The sequence below is a fragment of the Lysinibacillus sp. NPDC093197 genome, assembly GCF_044754025.1.
Lineage (GTDB): Bacteria > Bacillota > Bacilli > Bacillales_A > Planococcaceae > Lysinibacillus.
The window spans coordinates 58,699-75,215 of record NZ_JBIVOH010000001.1 but is presented as its reverse complement, the minus strand read 5'-3'; the positions used below and the strand labels follow the sequence as shown (position 1 = coordinate 75,215).

Sequence of the window (16,517 nt, the reverse complement as noted above, 5' to 3'; positions counted from 1 at the left end):
AAAAAAGCACCCAAATTGGGTGCCCTTTGAAAGTAGTTTAGTTTTCATTAAACAATTAAACTGGAATTGGACATGCCTTTCCAGGAACACATGTTGGAGGCTTAGAAGGATACCCTCCGCTGCTACCTCCTCCTTGATCGTTTGTCGCACTTGCGCTCGCACCAAATGATAAAGTTACTACTAGAAGCGTTGCAGCAGCCACTGACCATATAGTTTTTTTCTTTTTCATTATTACATTCACTCCTTCATCTATTTTTTGTACTACAATTACTATATTAGACATTATTTGTAAAAACCCTTCAATTTTTTAAAAATTTTTTTATTTAATTTAAGAGACGAATCTTTTACACCACTATCGATATTTAATGCTCAAACTAATTCAATACAATTTATTGCATAAAAAAATACTCAACCTTTAAAAATCGGTTAAGTACTCAATTCATTAAAATATTCTAAATCTGGTTCATCTAAATACGGTAACAAATCATAAATTATATACAATTTCTAACTAATCTCAAGATCCATACGATGAGCCACGATACTAAAGTTGATATTGAATTGGATATTCTGGAAGTTTTCATCACTTAATTCAATTTATTGGGGTACAAACTAATTTTGCACCCCACAACCCTTGCTATATAAGCATGTATCACTCTATCGAAATATATTATGTTCATAGAGAAAATCATAAGAAAGATCGACGAATAAATATTCGTGTTCACTGATGGCAATCGAAAACGTTCGTGTAATTTCCCCTGTTTCGATATCTCGATATAGTTCTGAAATTTCACCATTTTGATCATTACGCATTTTAATAATTGTTTGCAGGAAATACGGTCGCCAACTCCAATTTTTATTAATCGCGTTTGGCTGTAATTCCCATTTCCCTTCTAAACGCATAACGTTGGGCGTTAATTGGAAACCATCCTCATTACAAATATATAATCGGAATGAATAATGATCTAATAGTTCCGCTAAATGCTCTAATTGTGAAATATTATCGCTAGAAGGTTTTACACGATGAACAATTGCCTCTAGCTCTTCTCTTAATTTCTTTAACTCGAAATATTGTGCCTCAAGCATTTTCTTTTCAGAAGTAATAAATTGCTGACATTCTTCTTTAAAACGTTCCTTTAATATATCTTTCTCCACAAATGTCTTTGCTGCATTTGCTAAATATGAACCTTGATAGAAGCGTCCGCCATTTTTCCAAGCAAATTGCAATTGATAAACTGTGCCAATCCCTTCAAACAATAGGTTTGCGCCTATTTTATAAGCCAAACTTCCAATTGCAGAAATCATGTCGGATTGAGCAGACCACGAATCATAATTCAAATCGCGAATATTTACCTTTAAAATTTGAGGTGATAATAATGCGATATGCTCTAAATGGCTTTCAGCTCCTACTTCCTGTACAGCTATTTTCATACCAAATGTTGTAAAATAACGAAGTGCATGGTGTAGTTTATTAATATCACCTAAAAACCGATGCTCGGAAACCACCAATACGATGCGGTGTAAGTCATCTTCGCCAATATATTGCTGAATAATATTAAAGTGACTTTCACCGAAATCTTGCATTAACAAATTCGGATTACTAGGAATATAAATATCAATGTCAGATGCTATTGTATCTATTTGGGTTAGTGCTGCGTGCAAAATTTTATGTTCCATATCAATACGATATTCTTCTGGTATATCTTCATTATTAACAAAGTCTTTTAAGTTAATTTGCTGTCCTTCTATTTGTAACTGACCGGAAATTTCGTAGGCAATCACCGTATGCGCATCAGCGCTAAATATAGGTTGAAAATACCCATGTATTTGGTCTAAATTAGTTAACACTTCAATTGCGTCCATTGTCGAAACCTCCATACTTGAATAATCATTATTATTCAAAAATAACATTACATCTACAGTACATTTTATGAAAAAGCTCTCTGACTGTATAATAGTGTGTTTATTGGAATTTCGCAACTTCACATGCACAATTTTTGGCCAATAGCCAATCACTTTAAATGGTCACTAATTCTTTTTCTTGCCGTTTCGGTGCTATAAGTTCTGGCAGACGCACCCAGCTCAATCCAAGCGTACCCTCTCCTGCATGAACGCCAACACAAGCACTCAATGGCAGAACACGAAAAGTAATAAGAGGATAAGCTTTTTCTAAAGCTGATTTCCAAATAATCGCGCCTTCTTCATTGTTGCAGTGAATAACTGCTACCTCAGGGATAATACTTGATGCCAAATCGTTGCTTAAAAGGTTTTCCACATATGCTTTTGCTTTTGTTGCTGCGCGTACTTTTTCTTTCATAACAACTTTCCCATTTTCAAAAGAAATAACGACCTTTATATTTAATAGGTGACTCAAAAATGCCTGTGTTCCTGAAACGCGACCACTTTTATGCAATTGTGATAAGCTTGCCGGGATAAAGGATAGCTCACTATGATCAGCAAGTTCATTTATCTTTTCAACGATTTGATTCGGTTCGAAACCTTCTCGCTCTAATTGCTGACCCAGTTCAATCATTTTCATCATTGGAAATGAGCCGATTTTTGAATCGATTGGATATACGTCAAATTCTGCTTGTTGTGCTGCCGTGAAAGCGCTTAAATAAGTGCCCGACAAATGTTGCGAAGTATGAATAGCAATAGCACAGGCATAGCCCTGCTGCTTTAACGATTTATATAACTCTACCACATCACCAATGGCAGGCTGAGATGTCTTTGGATGTGTTTTAGTAGTACGAAGTTTGTCATAAAATTCATCATGTGTCATATCAACAGTTTCTCGTAATACACCTTCATCAAAAACAATATTAAGTGGTAAAACGTGAATTTGATTGTCCTGTATGAATTTTTCATCTAACAATGCTGCTGTATCTGTAACCCATGCTATTTTCTTTTTCATTAAATGCTGTGCTCCTTGTCTATTGTAAAATATTATTATCCTTATAGCTTATGCAACTATACATAGACAGAACCGTGATGAATAGTGACATTTATCATAATCAGAAAATTTATTTACATCATTCGACATCATTCCGACAATATTCGCAATAAAAAACAGTATTCTAAAAGTATGTAGTGTTCACACTTTTAGAATACTGCTATCGCTTATTCATTCATAAAGAAATACCAAACTACAGCTAGGACCATCAACGATAAAAGAACTGCAATCGTTACACGTAGTGGTGAAATCGGAGCATCTCCTCCTACACGCCCCGTTTGACCATTTACCATAAATCTGAAAATTTTATCTTTATATCGGAAAGAAGAAAGCCAAATTGGTAACATTAAATATTTATATGTAATGTCATCATGTGTTGTAGAGAAGCGCACATTGGAAACAACATCTGCAAACTTTTCCACACGGATTTTTGAAGTAATTTGTGCGTTTAAGTGGTCGTGAATTTCTCTCTTTGCTTGACTCCAACCATCCTGTAACCCAATGCTATATCGCTCTGACAGAAAACCTGCCACATATTCTGGCTTATAGGATTTATTGTTCAGTAAGTTAAATGGTTCAATTTTACGCATCATTTGACGGTCATAACGAGTCGTTGCACTTATTAAATGATCATCTATAAACTCCTGGTAAAAACCACTTGTAGAATACCAATCTGTTACAGTCTTTTGATTGCCATCTTTGTCAGTTACCGTACGATGTTTGCCATAGCTTGCTGAGTAGCGTGAGCTTGTTTTTGTATCAAATGTCCAATACGGCAGATATACACCTTTAAAAGAATCTGGCCTTGCACTAATTTTTGCTGCTTTCGGCGTAAACCATCTACCTTTAATCCACTTTTGAAAATGTTCCCCTGCTTGTTTATCTGTTACTTCAAAAGCACATACACCATTTGGAGCAAGTGTGTTTTCAGCACTTGCTTCCATTACTTGATTTGAGCCACAATACGGACAGCTATCCGCTACTTGTAATGCATCGTAAATTGTTTCAGCTGCACAAGCTTTACAAATCACTGTTTTTTTCTCTACGCCCCAGTTAAAGTTTCCTCGTTCCTCAGCTTTTGCAAAGTCCATTTCCTGCGCCACTTTTTCTTGTTCCATTTCTGGTGTAGCAATCTCTGTTTCAAAGCCACAGTAAGGACAAGTCAGCTTGCCTGTTGCTGGGTTAAATTCAATTGATGCACTGCATGATGGACATTCAGCATCGAATTCTAGCTTTGCCTCTTTGACGTTTTCCGCTTCTTGCGTCGTCATCATCAGTCATCTCCTTACTTCATATCATTATCATCAAAAATATCGCCACACTCAGGGCAAAACTTTGGAGGATTTGCAGGGTTTTCTGGTTCCCACCCACATTTATCACAAGCATATTGCAATGCTCCAGTCGGTTTTTTTGCCCCACATTCACTACAGAATTTACCTTTATTGATCGTGCCACATGCACATGTCCAGCCCTCTTCTACTGGCTTCGATGCTCCACAATTCGAACAAAATTTACCTGTATTCTCCTGCCCACATGTACATGTCCAAGCATTAGAAGGGCTAGATTGTGTTTGCGTAGTTGCTTGCGCATGTTTATTTTGCTCGCTCATTTGGAATAGTTGACTTGCGTTGACACCACCTGCTTGTGTTGCCATGTTCATACCCATGAATCCTGCCATCGCACCCCCATCGTTGTGTGCAGCAGCAATCATGGCTTCAGCCTGTGCACCAGTTAAGTGAGCAGCAGCCATCCCTGGATCGCGCATTACTGCATTACGCTGTAGTTGTTTAATCATCGTTTCATCTTCTTCAGATGCTTTTAATGAACTAATTCCAAAAGACACAACAGCTAAACCGCGTGTTGCTAGCCATTTTTCTGATAATACTTTGTTAAGGGCATCTGCTAGCGCCACTGTATGAGCAGGTATTTCACTATAGCGTACGCCACTTGCAGAAATATGAGCAAAGGCAGGTTGTAAAGCAGTCATAAGCTCTGTTTTCAATTGACTATCAATTGCGTCACGAGTATATTCGCTCTCTACATTTCCACAGACATTTGTATAAAATAATAATGGGTCTACAATTTTATATGAATACTCACCATGACAACGAATCGCAATATCAATATCTAAGCCAATATTGCGGTCAATGACACGGAAAGGAATCGGTGCAGGTGTCCCATACTTATTGCCGACAATTTCTTTCTTATTAAAATAATACACACGCTGATCTTTTCCTGGCTCCCCACCAAAGGTGAAACGCTTTCCAATTTGCTTAAACGTCTCCGTAATGTTTGATGAAAGGTCTTCCCCATACATAATAGATGGCTCAGTAGATGTGTCATAGACATATTCACCGGATTCTGAAGAAAACTCCACTACTTTGCCCTGCTCGACAATCATCATACATTGCCCTTCATTGATTGCAATAATAGAGCCATTACTAATAATATTATTATTTCCTTTATTTGAGCCGCGTTTAGAAGAGCGTTTTTCACCTTTAGCAACAAGAACATCCGCTGATAAAGACCCACAGTAGAAATACTCTCGCCACTGATCTTCTAATACACCTGTTAATGCACCAATACCTGCTTTTAATAAACCCATTTTATTTCCCACCTTTAAATATATACTTAACACTATTTTATCATTAAAAATATTGAACTCACTATTGTATTACGCAGGAATGGACATTTTGTTTCAAAATTTTTGCAGGGACGTTATTTCCCTATCGAAAAACCTTCAAAAAATTGCCCACCGTACGACTCAAGTACTTTGTCCACTAATTTTATAATCTGTTCTTTAGCCCCTGTTTTATAAAAAATATCAAAAGCATTAATAAACTGTTGTGTAAATGTCTCATCATATTGCATTAATGCACGTACTACCCATTTCGAATGACCAATCCATTGACGGTTCGTTCTTAACACAAATTCACTTACTAATTCAGCAAGTGTATTCGCTATAAATAATTCTTCTGCTTTATTTGAACAACCTATAAGATCACTCAATGCATCCGAGATAAAATATTGTTTTGTTTTAATCGTTTGTTGTGACCATTCTTCTGGGCCCTTCTTTAATAGTTGATTGGCTTCTTCTTTAATGGATTCAATAAAACTGTTATCTTTTAAAATGATTCCTTCTGAAACCATTCTTGGCATGGAAGGTCTTGCTCTTTTATAATCTTCGTCAAAAAACTGCTTATACGATGTCAAATTATGTACAAACACCTCTATCGCCCAACCAAACGCTATAAAAGACTCTCTATAAGAGGTCATACGATGATTGTCAAATACAACGATATCTAGGTCAGACGTTTCTGTGGCTTCGCCACGAACAACACTTCCAGCTAATAATGCTCCATCACAATGAGGAAAATGTTTTGCAATAAACTGCTGTGCTGCCTCGATTGCATTGCCCTTTTTTAGATGATTCACTTTTGCCACCTCCGCTTAGTAATTATCATACTAAAACAATTTGCTTTGATGAACATTCTACATTTTAAATCATATTCCTTTAAAAAGACCTAACTAATAATTACCTCTTCTTAATAAGAATATTGGAATTAATAACAAATTGTTGAAATAATGTATAATAACTATAGAGGACTATTTAGCCTTATAGTTACTTTTGTATAGTAATAATCCAAAAGGAAGGAGCTATTCCATGGAGCAACAAGAAATTTTAACAATTACGGATTTGACAAAGAGTTATGGTAGTAAGGAAATATTAAAAGGAATCGACTTACGTGTTTCAAGAGGAGAAATTATTGGTTATATCGGTCCGAACGGTGCTGGCAAAAGTACGACTGTTAAAATTATTTTAGGGATTGAGGCCGAATACGGTGGAGAAATAAAGCTATTCGGAGAAGATATTAAGCAAAATAACATTGAATATAAACGAAAAATTGGCTATGTGCCAGAAATAGCCGATGTTTATGATAATTTAACTGGTTACGAGTATTTGACCTTTATCGGCCAGCTTTACGGTTTAAATTTTGATTTTGCCGCTACTAAGTCTAAATCATTAATGGAATTGTTTGGGGTTGGAGAAGCATATCATGCAAGAATATCCTCGTATTCAAAAGGCATGAGACAAAAGCTATTAATTATCGCCAGCCTTATACATAATCCAGATTTACTGTTCTTGGATGAACCTATTAATGGCTTGGATGCGAATAGTGTAATGATCTTCAAAGAAATTTTAACGCAATTAGCAGCCAATGGTAAAACAATATTTTATTCCTCTCATATCATGGATGTTGTTGAAAAAATCAGTAGTCGCATCATTTTATTGAACGATGGAATAATCGCTGCTGACGGAACATTTGCCCAATTACAAACAGCTAATACGGCAGGAACTTTAGAAGGGATTTTCAATCAACTTACAGGTTTCCATAATCATAAGGAAATTGGTGAACAATTCGTATCGGTAGTCCAGGAGGTGTAGAAATGAAAGATTTCAAAATCCTGCAACTGCTTGATAAATTGCATTTTATTTTTCGCAAACTAGGCATTGATTATCAGATTATGAGACAAATCCTTCATATTAAACTAACTATGGATGAAAGAAAAGTACCGACCATCTTTAACCAAAACAAAAAAGATCAGAAAAATAGTTACATAAAGTCTTTATGGATTTATGCCCTATACGGCCTTGTGCTAATTCCATTTATCGTCTTTGGCCAAAACTATCATTTTCAGATGAGCATTGCTTTTGGTATGATAATTTTTATCATCATGACAACATTAATCTCTGACTTTTCTTCAGTACTTCTGGATGTACGTGATCGAAGCATCCTCTCAACTAAGCCCATTACTGCTAAAACGGTGAACGCTGCCAAATGTATGCATATACTCATCTACTTAACTTACTTAACAATTGCCTTAACAGCAATTCCGCTTTTAGTCGGCTTATTTACTCAAGGGGTACTATTCTTTCTATTAACTGTACTAGCACTTATCTTCATTAATATTTTCATTGTCGTTTTAACGTCGATTTTATATATTGTGATTTTGAGATTTTTTGATGGAGAAAAACTAAAGGATATTATCAATTATGTGCAAATCGGTTTATCATTGGTTTTGATGATTGGTTACCAAGTACTGATTAGATCCTTTGAATTTGTTGATTTTAATATAGTCGTAACGTCTAATTGGTGGAGTATTTTCATCATCCCGATGTGGTTTGCTGCTCCATATGAGCTAATCCTTAATGGGAATAACTCATTTTTCATTATTTTATGTACTATTTTCTCTGTCATCGTACCACTTTTATCAATATTGCTTTATATTAGGCTTATCCCTACATTTGAACGTAATTTACAAAAGTTATTAGGTACAAGTAAATCAAAAAAAGAAAAGAAAAGTCGCTTAAAAGATTATTTATTAACGTTCATTTGCCGAACATCAGAGGAAAGAGCCTTTTACCGATTTGCCTCCCTTATGATGAAACAAGAGCGAGAGTTTAAATTGAAGGTTTATCCATCTTTAGGCTTTTCATTTGTCATTCCTTTTATTTTTATATTTAATATTATTCGTGCAGAAGATGTTGATTATTCTGTCAGTATGAGCTATTTAAACATTTATTTTAGTATGCTAATCATCCCGTCAGCCGTGATTATGCTTGGCCATTCAGCAAAGTTTAAAGCAGCTTGGATATATAAAGTCTTCCCAATTAAAGAATATACAGACTTACAAAAAGGCAGTCTAAAAGCTTTTCTAATAAAGTTGTATATTCCTTTGTACATTGTCCTTAGCATCGTATTTTGCTTTATTTATGGCCCAAGAATCATTCCAGATTTATTGACTGTTTTAGTAGCAAGCTGTTTGTACACGATTATTTGTTATGTAGGTTCTGGAAGTAAGATTCCCTTTACGAAGCCCTATGACGAAATCGGTGATGGACAGAGCTGGCAGTCCTTAATCTTATTTATTCCTTTAGGTATTCTAGCAGGTCTGCACTATTACATGGCGACACGCATTTCCTATGGCACAATTATTTATTTGATAGTACTTCTAATCGCGAATTTCATTTCTTGGAAGCTCTTGTTTAAACGATCTAAGCATTAGTACAAGGGGCTTCCGATAAGCACTATTCGAATTAATAAATAATAAAATCCACTTGCTATTAGTGGTCACAGTGTAAACTGTTTCTACTAGTGCAAGGTGGATTTTTAAAATTTGTATCCTTTTAATGAGCAGTTCGTGAGTATCATTCTTTACAAATCATGACTCATTACGATTAATTCCCCTTTTATCCCCATTACTCTTTCACCTTTATCGGTATATCCGCACTTCTTGTATAGTCCTTGTGCGGCTTCATTCTTTACATTTACAGCCAATACAATTTCATTTATCTCACTATACTGTTTTTTTACAAATTCAGGCAATAGCAGTAAAGCCTTTTTGGCATATCCTTTCCCTTGATGACGGTAATCTGTTGAAAAGGCTCTTATTAATATCGCATTTTCATTATTAGAATATGGCTTTACCCCCTCTTTTCGATGTAATACAAAGAAAACAACAAGTTTTCCTTCATCGATAGCTAGAATTGAGTGACGATTGGCGTCCACTTTAGAAAGTTCAAGACATTCCTGAGGTGTTCCTGTAAATTCAAGTTGTTCTTCAGTTAATTGATACTGTTCAATTAACGGCATAAAGCTGTCTTCAAATATGTATAATTGCATAGTTTCTCGCCTCCTAAGAACATTTGTTCTTATTGTATCAATATTACGTGTGATATTCAACATAAAAATGTATTATTGTGGTATATCAACCAATTTGTTTTACAACTTTATAAGGAAGAAACTAGTACAAGCAAAAGACAGCACCAGCTATTTGCTCTAGTACTGCCTTCGTAATTGATGCTTTTATTAGTATTTTTAACGCAGAGCGACAACACCCTTTGTTCTATTTTGTTTCAATAGCAATTTCTTTATATTTCGCATCCCAAGCTGGGTCAATTTTACTTAAAGAAACCGGGCGTAACGTTTCTTTGTGCGCTAGAATATGTACGGATTGTGCTGTAGCAGCAATCGTGCCATCTTCATGTAAAATTTCATAACCATATGTTGTACGTAGTCGATCATGCTTTTCTACCCAAGTACGAACAGTTGCTACTTGGCCATAGTGCATCGCTGCCTTATAAGAAATAGATAAATCCATCACTGGTGATACATATCCTTCTTTTTCTAATGCTGCGTACTTAAATCCTACATCACTTACTAACTGTGTACGTCCAATCTCCATCCAAATGATGTAGTTTGCGTGGTAGACAACGCCCATTTGGTCCGTCTCCGCATATCGAATCTCAATCTGTTTTTCACTCACAAACATTTTCTTCACCTCGTCCTACATTATAGCGTAAAAATATTGACTTGGCGGGGTTTAGGCTTGGGAGATTTCGATAGGTTGTAAAATGCAGGTTAAAAAATTTTGAAATTAACTTAAAATATCAATAAATACTCTACGCCATATTAACACATATATGTTACTTGCTTTATTTCTGATATAATGATGTACCACAGTATTCACAATGGTTTTCTTTCGGGTTTAATGCTGCAGCGCAATTTGGACAATTTAAAGCTTTAACCTTCTCTACATCGCTCCCTTTCAAAATATCCAACTCAATAGTATCATTTAGTTTTTGTTGACGAGCCTTTGAACCTGGAATTTCACTTTCCCTTTCAAATCTCTCAGCTGCTGTTTCTCCTTGATCAATAGTTTTGTTATACTTCATAGGCTTTTTCCATAAGTAAATTCCTAAGTATATAAATATACTAATAATTATTAGAAAAGTAAATATAAATATCGGTAATATGTGGTAATTAGTTTGAATGACAACTAAAACTCCAATCATAGTAAAAAAAAATGCCCAAAACCATAAAAATAGTGATACAAGACGCAAGAAAAATTTCACTATTATCCCTCCTCATACACAAATATACAGAATTCAGAGGGATTTAACTATATCAATTTTGCATAATGGGTAATTTATCGCTTTCTCTTCCCCTTGCCATTACCACTTCGTTTAGCCTCCTTTTCAGCCTTTTCATCAGCAGCAAGTTTAATTTGCACAGCAGCTATAACGAATGCTTTTTCGTATTTGGGTAATGTATCAAATTCTGACGCCACTTATGAAGTTTGTGAAAGCAGTAATACGGCTGTTTGATGTAGTTTTCAAAGCAAAATCAAAACCCCTCGAATCCGCTCAAGGGGTCTTGCATTCTTCTATTTAGTTATTGTGATAATTGTCGATAGCTCACTCTTCAGGTCATAGAAGTTTGGAAGAAGGAAGCCTAAGTTCCTATTAATCTAATGTAAAACCTCTAGAACCATCAACTGCTAATGCCATAGCTAAAGCGTAGAATGCTCGACGAGCTCCAGCACAGTTCGGAGATTCTTTATCAGTGGTAGTAAGGTCTGTAGCAGAATCAACAGTTCCACTTGTATTTGAAGTATCGGCTAATATATCTAAGCGAGCCAAATCCCAAAGGCCAGAACGACCGTGCGATGGAAACTTACTTTGACCGTGTAAAGCTTGACCAACATCAAGTTGAAGTTTAATTGCTTTTGATACTTTATTATCCATACTTGCTATTCCTTGTCCTGTAATTCCAGGATAAACATTAAATAATCCAACCATAGCTTGATTAATTCCCTCGCCTTTATTAGGCATTTGCCACGGATTTTTAATCAACTCGGATGAACCTAACATGGCATTTTCAGGAATATACATTCCCCAATATTTCGCTTGGCTAAACGAATGACTAACTAAGTTATTTTTAATAGTTGAATAGTTATCAAAAATCTCCTTGTAGGTATTAATTAATTGGGTAACCATAACTCCAGAATCCGAATCTATATTCGGAACAAGACTGTGCCATAATGAGGCTGTTGGGTTTTCAATTAAGCTTGCATAAATTTGCAAGAATGTTATTGAAAAAGCATTATATGCAGGAGAATCGAATCGAGCACGTAGCATATTATTTGTCAGGTTCACATCAGAAAACCCGTGAACAGGAAGTACTCTTTTTGCAGATAATGAATTGTTATAGGGCTCTTGCAGGAAACAACCTTTTGAAGCATTAGCCACTGAAGTATTGGAACCCCATTGAGTATAACTAAGAACATCTCGGATTGCATTTTTCAGGTTATGTGCAGGATCTAATGAAGCTCCAGTCTCATTAACCTTTACATCATATACATGCGCTGCCATCCAACAAGCAACAGCATTTAGTGAGGAATTAAGAATAAATCGTTCGTTTTTAGTACTAAAATATGCATGATGATTAATATAATCTTTACCGCTTGTACCTGGTTGAATACCAGCGAAAGTAACCTTTCCCGAATCATCAAGAACAGTTGGATTATCTAAGTAATCATTCTGAGGATCAGTTGATAAATCCGCTGTAGTGATCCAATATCCGATTTGTCCCTCATATGGCCCAGCAGCAAAACGATATGATTTTTCTGAATCATCGTATGTCCAAGCAGACGGAGTACGATAATACTTTAAAATATTGTATTCTCTGGAACTTAATATTTCATTAGCAAAATGCTCTCGGTATTGATCTAACAATGAATCTACATTAGAAAATGAAACATCGCTCTGAGATTCATCTAATTTCTTAAGCATCGCTGTCCCAAGATAAATTAAACCTGCTAGTTGATCAATTGGATTCGTCGGAAAATTAAAAGCTTTATCGATAAGTTTTGGAATAACAGTATTAACAATTTCTTTGTAAACTGCATCATGTTCTCCAGCTTGAGCCTTTTGTTGGGCGAACTGAGCACAGAACATCATTAATTGTCCAACACCTTGTTGAATTGGAGAAGAATTGAATGTTTCACTTGAACCATTTAATAAATAGTTTTGGATAAATTTTCTCACTCGTGGATATCGACCTTTATCCCTCTTATAAGGATGGTTTATAGATAACTGCTCAATAGGTAGTAGAAAAGCTTCTGCGAAGGCTTGAGCTTCTTGCAAGGGTGTAAATTTAGTCAAATTAAATCACTCCAATTTTTTATTTTTCACCTTTCTCTATTAAGATACCTAATCTTTTTAAATAATTAGGCCGGCCATGTTGTCTTGCCTCGAACGACTTTATGAGGCGCTGGTCGGTCGTCAGTCTGTCTTCCCCTAATATTTAGGATTTTATAAATACCAGGGGAGGAAACCTTTACCGCACAGAACCTACCTCCGAGTTTACATTATTGTATTAATCTTAACTAATGTTGAAAGTATGGCAAGTTTGGAAAAAATACTTTATGTCCACTATTGTGATATATTCTTCTGACATTTAGCAGCCATATCAACTCTCCTATTAAGAACGTTCGTTCGTTTTATTGTAGAACTTCCACTTTTAAAATACCTTTCTGATAAGTCTCTTTTAACAATTCTTTTAAATCCTCTTTAACAGTTGATGTTAATGTGTTAGTCATTTTAGGTTCCTCCTTTTGTTGAATTGTTGTTTTCGGCTTCATAGCTTCTTCAATTCGTTTTAAGAAGCTATTCCAGCGATTTTCACTTAATATCCGATGCGGACAGTATTTTCCATTCCAATCTTGATGTTTTTTCACTCGTTCAATGCCCCATCCAGATTGTTTTAATAACAAAGCTATATCCTGCACTGCATTTTCCATTTGTATTGAAAGTAACCTCACCATCATTCGGGATTCCTGGTTGTGCAGTTGTATCATAAATATAAGCAAACCCTGGAAGACCTGTACCTACAGGTTGTTGAGGTACCTGTACTCCTTCCCGGTTATTTTTGTGTTTTAACAAAAGCATTAACATTCGTCAGTATTGACCTCGCTAAAATTGATATATAATTGACTGGGGAAATAAGTTAAAAAATCTATTGCTGACGGATCGCCGTGTGCGATGAAAGTCGCCTGCCCGGTGAAGGCTCGTTATAAAATCGAGACAAAAAGGTATAAGACGAGAATAGCTTAACACCATCAGCACCAAGCATCACCTCTGTCTTTACGTCAATTACTATAAACTTGGAACCAAATGCAGATTTTAAAGTGTATCAAGTTATCAACGGGAATATTGTATTTTCTTATTATGTTCATTTTCCGACTAACAATGGAATAATAAACCATCAAAATCCTCAATTTGTTTCTGGTTCATCTTGGTGCGTAACACAAGTCGTAAACGGAGTAGAGAGCCCTTATTCAAATACAATAACGTTTCCGTAAATAATTTCTTTATGACCTCACCATTCGGTGGGGTTCTCTTTTTATACAAAAGTTACTGCACAATTTTTTTCAACTATTACACAGCACTAGTTCTTTATTCTTCTTAAACTCCTCAAACTAATCATCATTATCACCATCTAACCTTTTGCCGATTAACTCATGATTCCTTGGTTTGATTACACCTAATAACTCCAAATCTATAGGAATAAGAGCTGCACTAACCTTATGAATATTTAACTTCCGATAAATCAAAATTGATAGAGAAATCAGCTTCCCCCATACCAATAAATTTTGGAATAAAATGTATCTTCCTTTTACTTTTCGATCCACTCAATCGTCACCTCTGTCCTCAGATTATCCGAATAACACTTATTTTTAATGAAAGATTATTCATACATTTGCCTCGTCATAATTGTAGAAAAAGGGACTATTATTAGAAAAATAATACTGATATTCCCTACCATTAGTGATACAATAAAAAACTATCAATAGAAGAACAAAGTAAACTCTATGGTGAAAATCACGAAAAAGGAGTTGTAATGTTAGATGGTACAGATTACCCTTCAACAATCCAAAAATTCGGATGTTGAGACAATTGCTAATTTACGGGCAATTGTACTGCATGATGATTTAACTAGACTAGGAAGATTTGAAGAAGAAAAGGTACGCCAACGCTTTCGTGATGCATTTGACCCAGTTCATACATGGATCATTAAAGTAGGTTCCTCCTTTATTGGTTGCGTAGCTTTTAAACCGATATTAGATGGGTATCTGGTGGAGCATTTTTATATTCATCCCAATTACCAAGGTAAAGGTATTGGTAGTCAGGTATTAGAATATCTTCTAAAACAAGATTATGTAATAGGAAAACGAGTGACATTAAATGTCCTGCAAGGAAGCTCTGCTCAACGTCTATATGAACGCTTAGGTTTTAAAGTGGATAGTGAGGATCTTATTGACATTTACATGTCTATGGTAGCAGAGTTGAATACAAATAAATGTACCACCGTTCTCTCTGAAGTGGATGATTCCAAAATTGAGTAACATTATGCTTTTTACGAGACTCTCAGAACAGGTTAAATGGAGAACGATAAATTAATCATAATCAACCGTCTTTTTGTTGGACGTTTTCTTTAAGTCGAAAATCAACATTATCGTTTTACATAGCTAATTTAATAAAAAAGTCACTCATTATTTTTTAAAATGAGTGATTTTTTTATTGCCCTATCAATATTTCTTCTACTCCTGATTTTAACGCTTGTTGCGCACATCTCATCACTTCATCTTCACCAATTGTAGTTATGGTTACATCGTTTATCTAACTTCTTTGGCTTTGAGCCTTTTGTTAGTTTTGGAACAGCTATGTATGACATTTTGATCTCTCCTTTTACAAGAACGTTCGTTTGTATTTATAACAGAACGATTGCTCTTTTTTTGACAAGTGTATATTTTTGAGAAATAAAAGAAGCCCAGGCTCAAAATTAATTGAGTACCTAGGCACTTCTGTTACATGATCAAATTGTTTTAGCCATAGTTATATTCGTAATTTCATAACCCATTTTTTCATATAAGCCACGTGCAATTTTGTTTTGACCAAAAACGTGTAAACCAATTTTATTTACACCTAACCCTTTAGCAATAGTTTCAATTTCTTTCATTGCTTTCTTAGCATAACCCTGCCCTTGATATTGTTCAAAAATCATAAAATCATAAATAAAACCTTCATTAGGTTTTGTAGGGTCTTTTTGTGCAATCCAAATCATTCCAACTAAAATATCATTGTGAAAGATAGAGAATAAATGATTATTCTCTGTCTGCTCATCTTTTGGTAGCAGTTGATTAAATGATTTCTTCGACAAATCAATCGCTTCATCTTCACTCCAATTTCCAGAAGCGATCTTGTCTTTTGCATAGTCTTCAATTGCAAAACTGATATAATGTTTGAACTCTTCTTGGTTCATAGGTTTTAATGTAATCAATTTATTTTCCTCCCATTCTATTTTTCAATCTTAGCATTTTTTGAAAGTTCCCCAAACTAATTGGTATTACTTCATTTATTTACTATTTACCTCTCCACTATTGAATTGTACTATACAACCCAATTAAACAGTCAGTCATCATTTCTAAATTCTTTAGTAGTCTCTCCTCTCGTTTATAAGCGCTCCAAAAAACGAAATCAACTAAGCAAATACATAGAATCGACCATACGACTTGAATTTGCTACTTGGCTTACAGCTGTTACTGTTGTTACCGAATCCATTCCATCATCGATCCTTTACCCTATTCAAAATAAAAAGCCATGAGAAGCATTGAGATTCAGTAACGTTTACCATCGCCAATCTCGATTGTTCTCATAGCG

General features: G+C 35.2%; 16 protein-coding genes. 3 read left to right on the top strand and 13 right to left on the bottom strand.

Annotated features, from left to right (window positions below; translation table 11 throughout):
- Positions 1-55 precede the first annotated feature (55 nt).
- The 6 genes from ACIP9G_RS00430 to ACIP9G_RS00405 form a co-directional block, all read right to left on the bottom strand.
- A complete protein-coding gene (locus ACIP9G_RS00430; protein ID WP_401016537.1) occupies positions 56-229 on the bottom strand; it encodes a hypothetical protein in 174 nt (57 codons plus the stop codon).
- Between the two features lie 425 nt (positions 230-654).
- Positions 655-1,860, bottom strand: a complete 1,206-nt coding sequence (locus ACIP9G_RS00425; protein WP_401016536.1) for an EAL-associated domain-containing protein — start codon at positions 1,858-1,860, stop codon at positions 655-657.
- A gap of 154 nt (positions 1,861-2,014) precedes the next feature.
- Positions 2,015-2,911: a DegV family protein gene (locus ACIP9G_RS00420; RefSeq protein WP_401016535.1), complete on the bottom strand. Its 897-nt coding sequence runs from the start codon at positions 2,909-2,911 to the stop codon at positions 2,015-2,017.
- 206 nt (positions 2,912-3,117) lie between these two features.
- A complete protein-coding gene (locus ACIP9G_RS00415; protein WP_401018129.1) occupies positions 3,118-4,221 on the bottom strand; it encodes a TFIIB-type zinc ribbon-containing protein in 1,104 nt (367 codons plus the stop codon).
- A 14-nt stretch (positions 4,222-4,235) separates the two neighbouring features.
- Complete coding sequence (locus ACIP9G_RS00410; protein WP_401016533.1) at positions 4,236-5,555, bottom strand: SPFH domain-containing protein; 1,320 nt, start codon at positions 5,553-5,555, stop codon at positions 4,236-4,238.
- 113 nt (positions 5,556-5,668) lie between these two features.
- Positions 5,669-6,385: a nucleotidyltransferase domain-containing protein gene (locus tag ACIP9G_RS00405; RefSeq protein WP_401016531.1), complete on the bottom strand. Its 717-nt coding sequence runs from the start codon at positions 6,383-6,385 to the stop codon at positions 5,669-5,671.
- Positions 6,386-6,614: 229 nt separating this feature from the next.
- Here ACIP9G_RS00405 and ACIP9G_RS00400 point away from each other — a divergent pair, with 229 nt between their 5' ends.
- Together ACIP9G_RS00400 and ACIP9G_RS00395 are read left to right on the top strand one after the other, a co-directional pair.
- Positions 6,615-7,397 (top strand): ABC transporter ATP-binding protein, encoded by a 783-nt coding sequence (locus ACIP9G_RS00400; RefSeq protein WP_401016529.1) that lies wholly within the window; start codon positions 6,615-6,617, stop codon positions 7,395-7,397.
- Between the two features lie 2 nt (positions 7,398-7,399).
- Positions 7,400-9,019 carry a hypothetical protein gene (locus ACIP9G_RS00395; protein WP_401016527.1) on the top strand — a complete coding sequence of 540 codons (1,620 nt, stop codon included), beginning with the start codon at positions 7,400-7,402 and terminating at the stop codon, positions 9,017-9,019.
- 149 nt (positions 9,020-9,168) lie between these two features.
- On the opposite strand, the gene ACIP9G_RS00390 is transcribed toward ACIP9G_RS00395, so the two are convergent.
- The 6 genes from ACIP9G_RS00390 to ACIP9G_RS00365 all read right to left on the bottom strand — a co-directional run bounded on the left by ACIP9G_RS00390 (position 9,169) and on the right by ACIP9G_RS00365 (position 14,488).
- Positions 9,169-9,636: a GNAT family N-acetyltransferase gene (locus ACIP9G_RS00390; protein ID WP_401016525.1), complete on the bottom strand. Its 468-nt coding sequence runs from the start codon at positions 9,634-9,636 to the stop codon at positions 9,169-9,171.
- Positions 9,637-9,859: 223 nt separating this feature from the next.
- A complete protein-coding gene (locus tag ACIP9G_RS00385; protein WP_401016523.1) occupies positions 9,860-10,285 on the bottom strand; it encodes an acyl-CoA thioesterase in 426 nt (141 codons plus the stop codon).
- 163 nt (positions 10,286-10,448) lie between these two features.
- Positions 10,449-10,868, bottom strand: a complete 420-nt coding sequence (locus ACIP9G_RS00380; RefSeq protein WP_401016521.1) for a hypothetical protein — start codon at positions 10,866-10,868, stop codon at positions 10,449-10,451.
- 390 nt (positions 10,869-11,258) lie between these two features.
- Positions 11,259-12,959 (bottom strand): hypothetical protein, encoded by a 1,701-nt coding sequence (locus ACIP9G_RS00375; protein WP_401016519.1) that lies wholly within the window; start codon positions 12,957-12,959, stop codon positions 11,259-11,261.
- A 338-nt stretch (positions 12,960-13,297) separates the two neighbouring features.
- A complete protein-coding gene (locus ACIP9G_RS00370) occupies positions 13,298-13,624 on the bottom strand; it encodes a hypothetical protein (RefSeq protein WP_401016517.1) in 327 nt (108 codons plus the stop codon).
- 651 nt (positions 13,625-14,275) lie between these two features.
- The gene (locus tag ACIP9G_RS00365; RefSeq protein WP_401016514.1) at positions 14,276-14,488 is read right to left on the bottom strand and encodes a hypothetical protein; all 213 of its coding nucleotides are present in this window, start codon (positions 14,486-14,488) and stop codon (positions 14,276-14,278) included.
- Positions 14,489-14,704: 216 nt separating this feature from the next.
- Here ACIP9G_RS00365 and ACIP9G_RS00360 point away from each other — a divergent pair, with 216 nt between their 5' ends.
- Positions 14,705-15,202: a GNAT family N-acetyltransferase gene (locus ACIP9G_RS00360; protein WP_401016512.1), complete on the top strand. Its 498-nt coding sequence runs from the start codon at positions 14,705-14,707 to the stop codon at positions 15,200-15,202.
- Between the two features lie 470 nt (positions 15,203-15,672).
- On the opposite strand, the gene ACIP9G_RS00355 is transcribed toward ACIP9G_RS00360, so the two are convergent.
- Positions 15,673-16,137, bottom strand: coding sequence for a GNAT family N-acetyltransferase (locus ACIP9G_RS00355; RefSeq protein ID WP_401016510.1), 465 nt, complete (start codon positions 16,135-16,137; stop codon positions 15,673-15,675).
- Positions 16,138-16,517: the final 380 nt, after the last annotated feature.

Coding starts and splice junctions, on each gene's coding strand:
- ACIP9G_RS00360 (WP_401016512.1), top strand. CDS start 14,705: ATGGTACAGATTACCCTTCAACAATCCAAAAATTCGGATGTTGAGACA.
- ACIP9G_RS00395 (WP_401016527.1), top strand. CDS start 7,400: ATGAAAGATTTCAAAATCCTGCAACTGCTTGATAAATTGCATTTTATT.
- ACIP9G_RS00410 (WP_401016533.1), bottom strand. CDS start 5,555: ATGGGTTTATTAAAAGCAGGTATTGGTGCATTAACAGGTGTATTAGAA.
- ACIP9G_RS00385 (WP_401016523.1), bottom strand. CDS start 10,285: ATGTTTGTGAGTGAAAAACAGATTGAGATTCGATATGCGGAGACGGAC.
- ACIP9G_RS00430 (WP_401016537.1), bottom strand. CDS start 229: ATGAAAAAGAAAAAAACTATATGGTCAGTGGCTGCTGCAACGCTTCTA.
- ACIP9G_RS00370 (WP_401016517.1), bottom strand. CDS start 13,624: ATGATGGTGAGGTTACTTTCAATACAAATGGAAAATGCAGTGCAGGAT.
- ACIP9G_RS00400 (WP_401016529.1), top strand. CDS start 6,615: ATGGAGCAACAAGAAATTTTAACAATTACGGATTTGACAAAGAGTTAT.
- ACIP9G_RS00390 (WP_401016525.1), bottom strand. CDS start 9,636: ATGCAATTATACATATTTGAAGACAGCTTTATGCCGTTAATTGAACAG.
- ACIP9G_RS00420 (WP_401016535.1), bottom strand. CDS start 2,911: ATGAAAAAGAAAATAGCATGGGTTACAGATACAGCAGCATTGTTAGAT.
- ACIP9G_RS00415 (WP_401018129.1), bottom strand. CDS start 4,221: ATGACGACGCAAGAAGCGGAAAACGTCAAAGAGGCAAAGCTAGAATTC.
- ACIP9G_RS00425 (WP_401016536.1), bottom strand. CDS start 1,860: ATGGACGCAATTGAAGTGTTAACTAATTTAGACCAAATACATGGGTAT.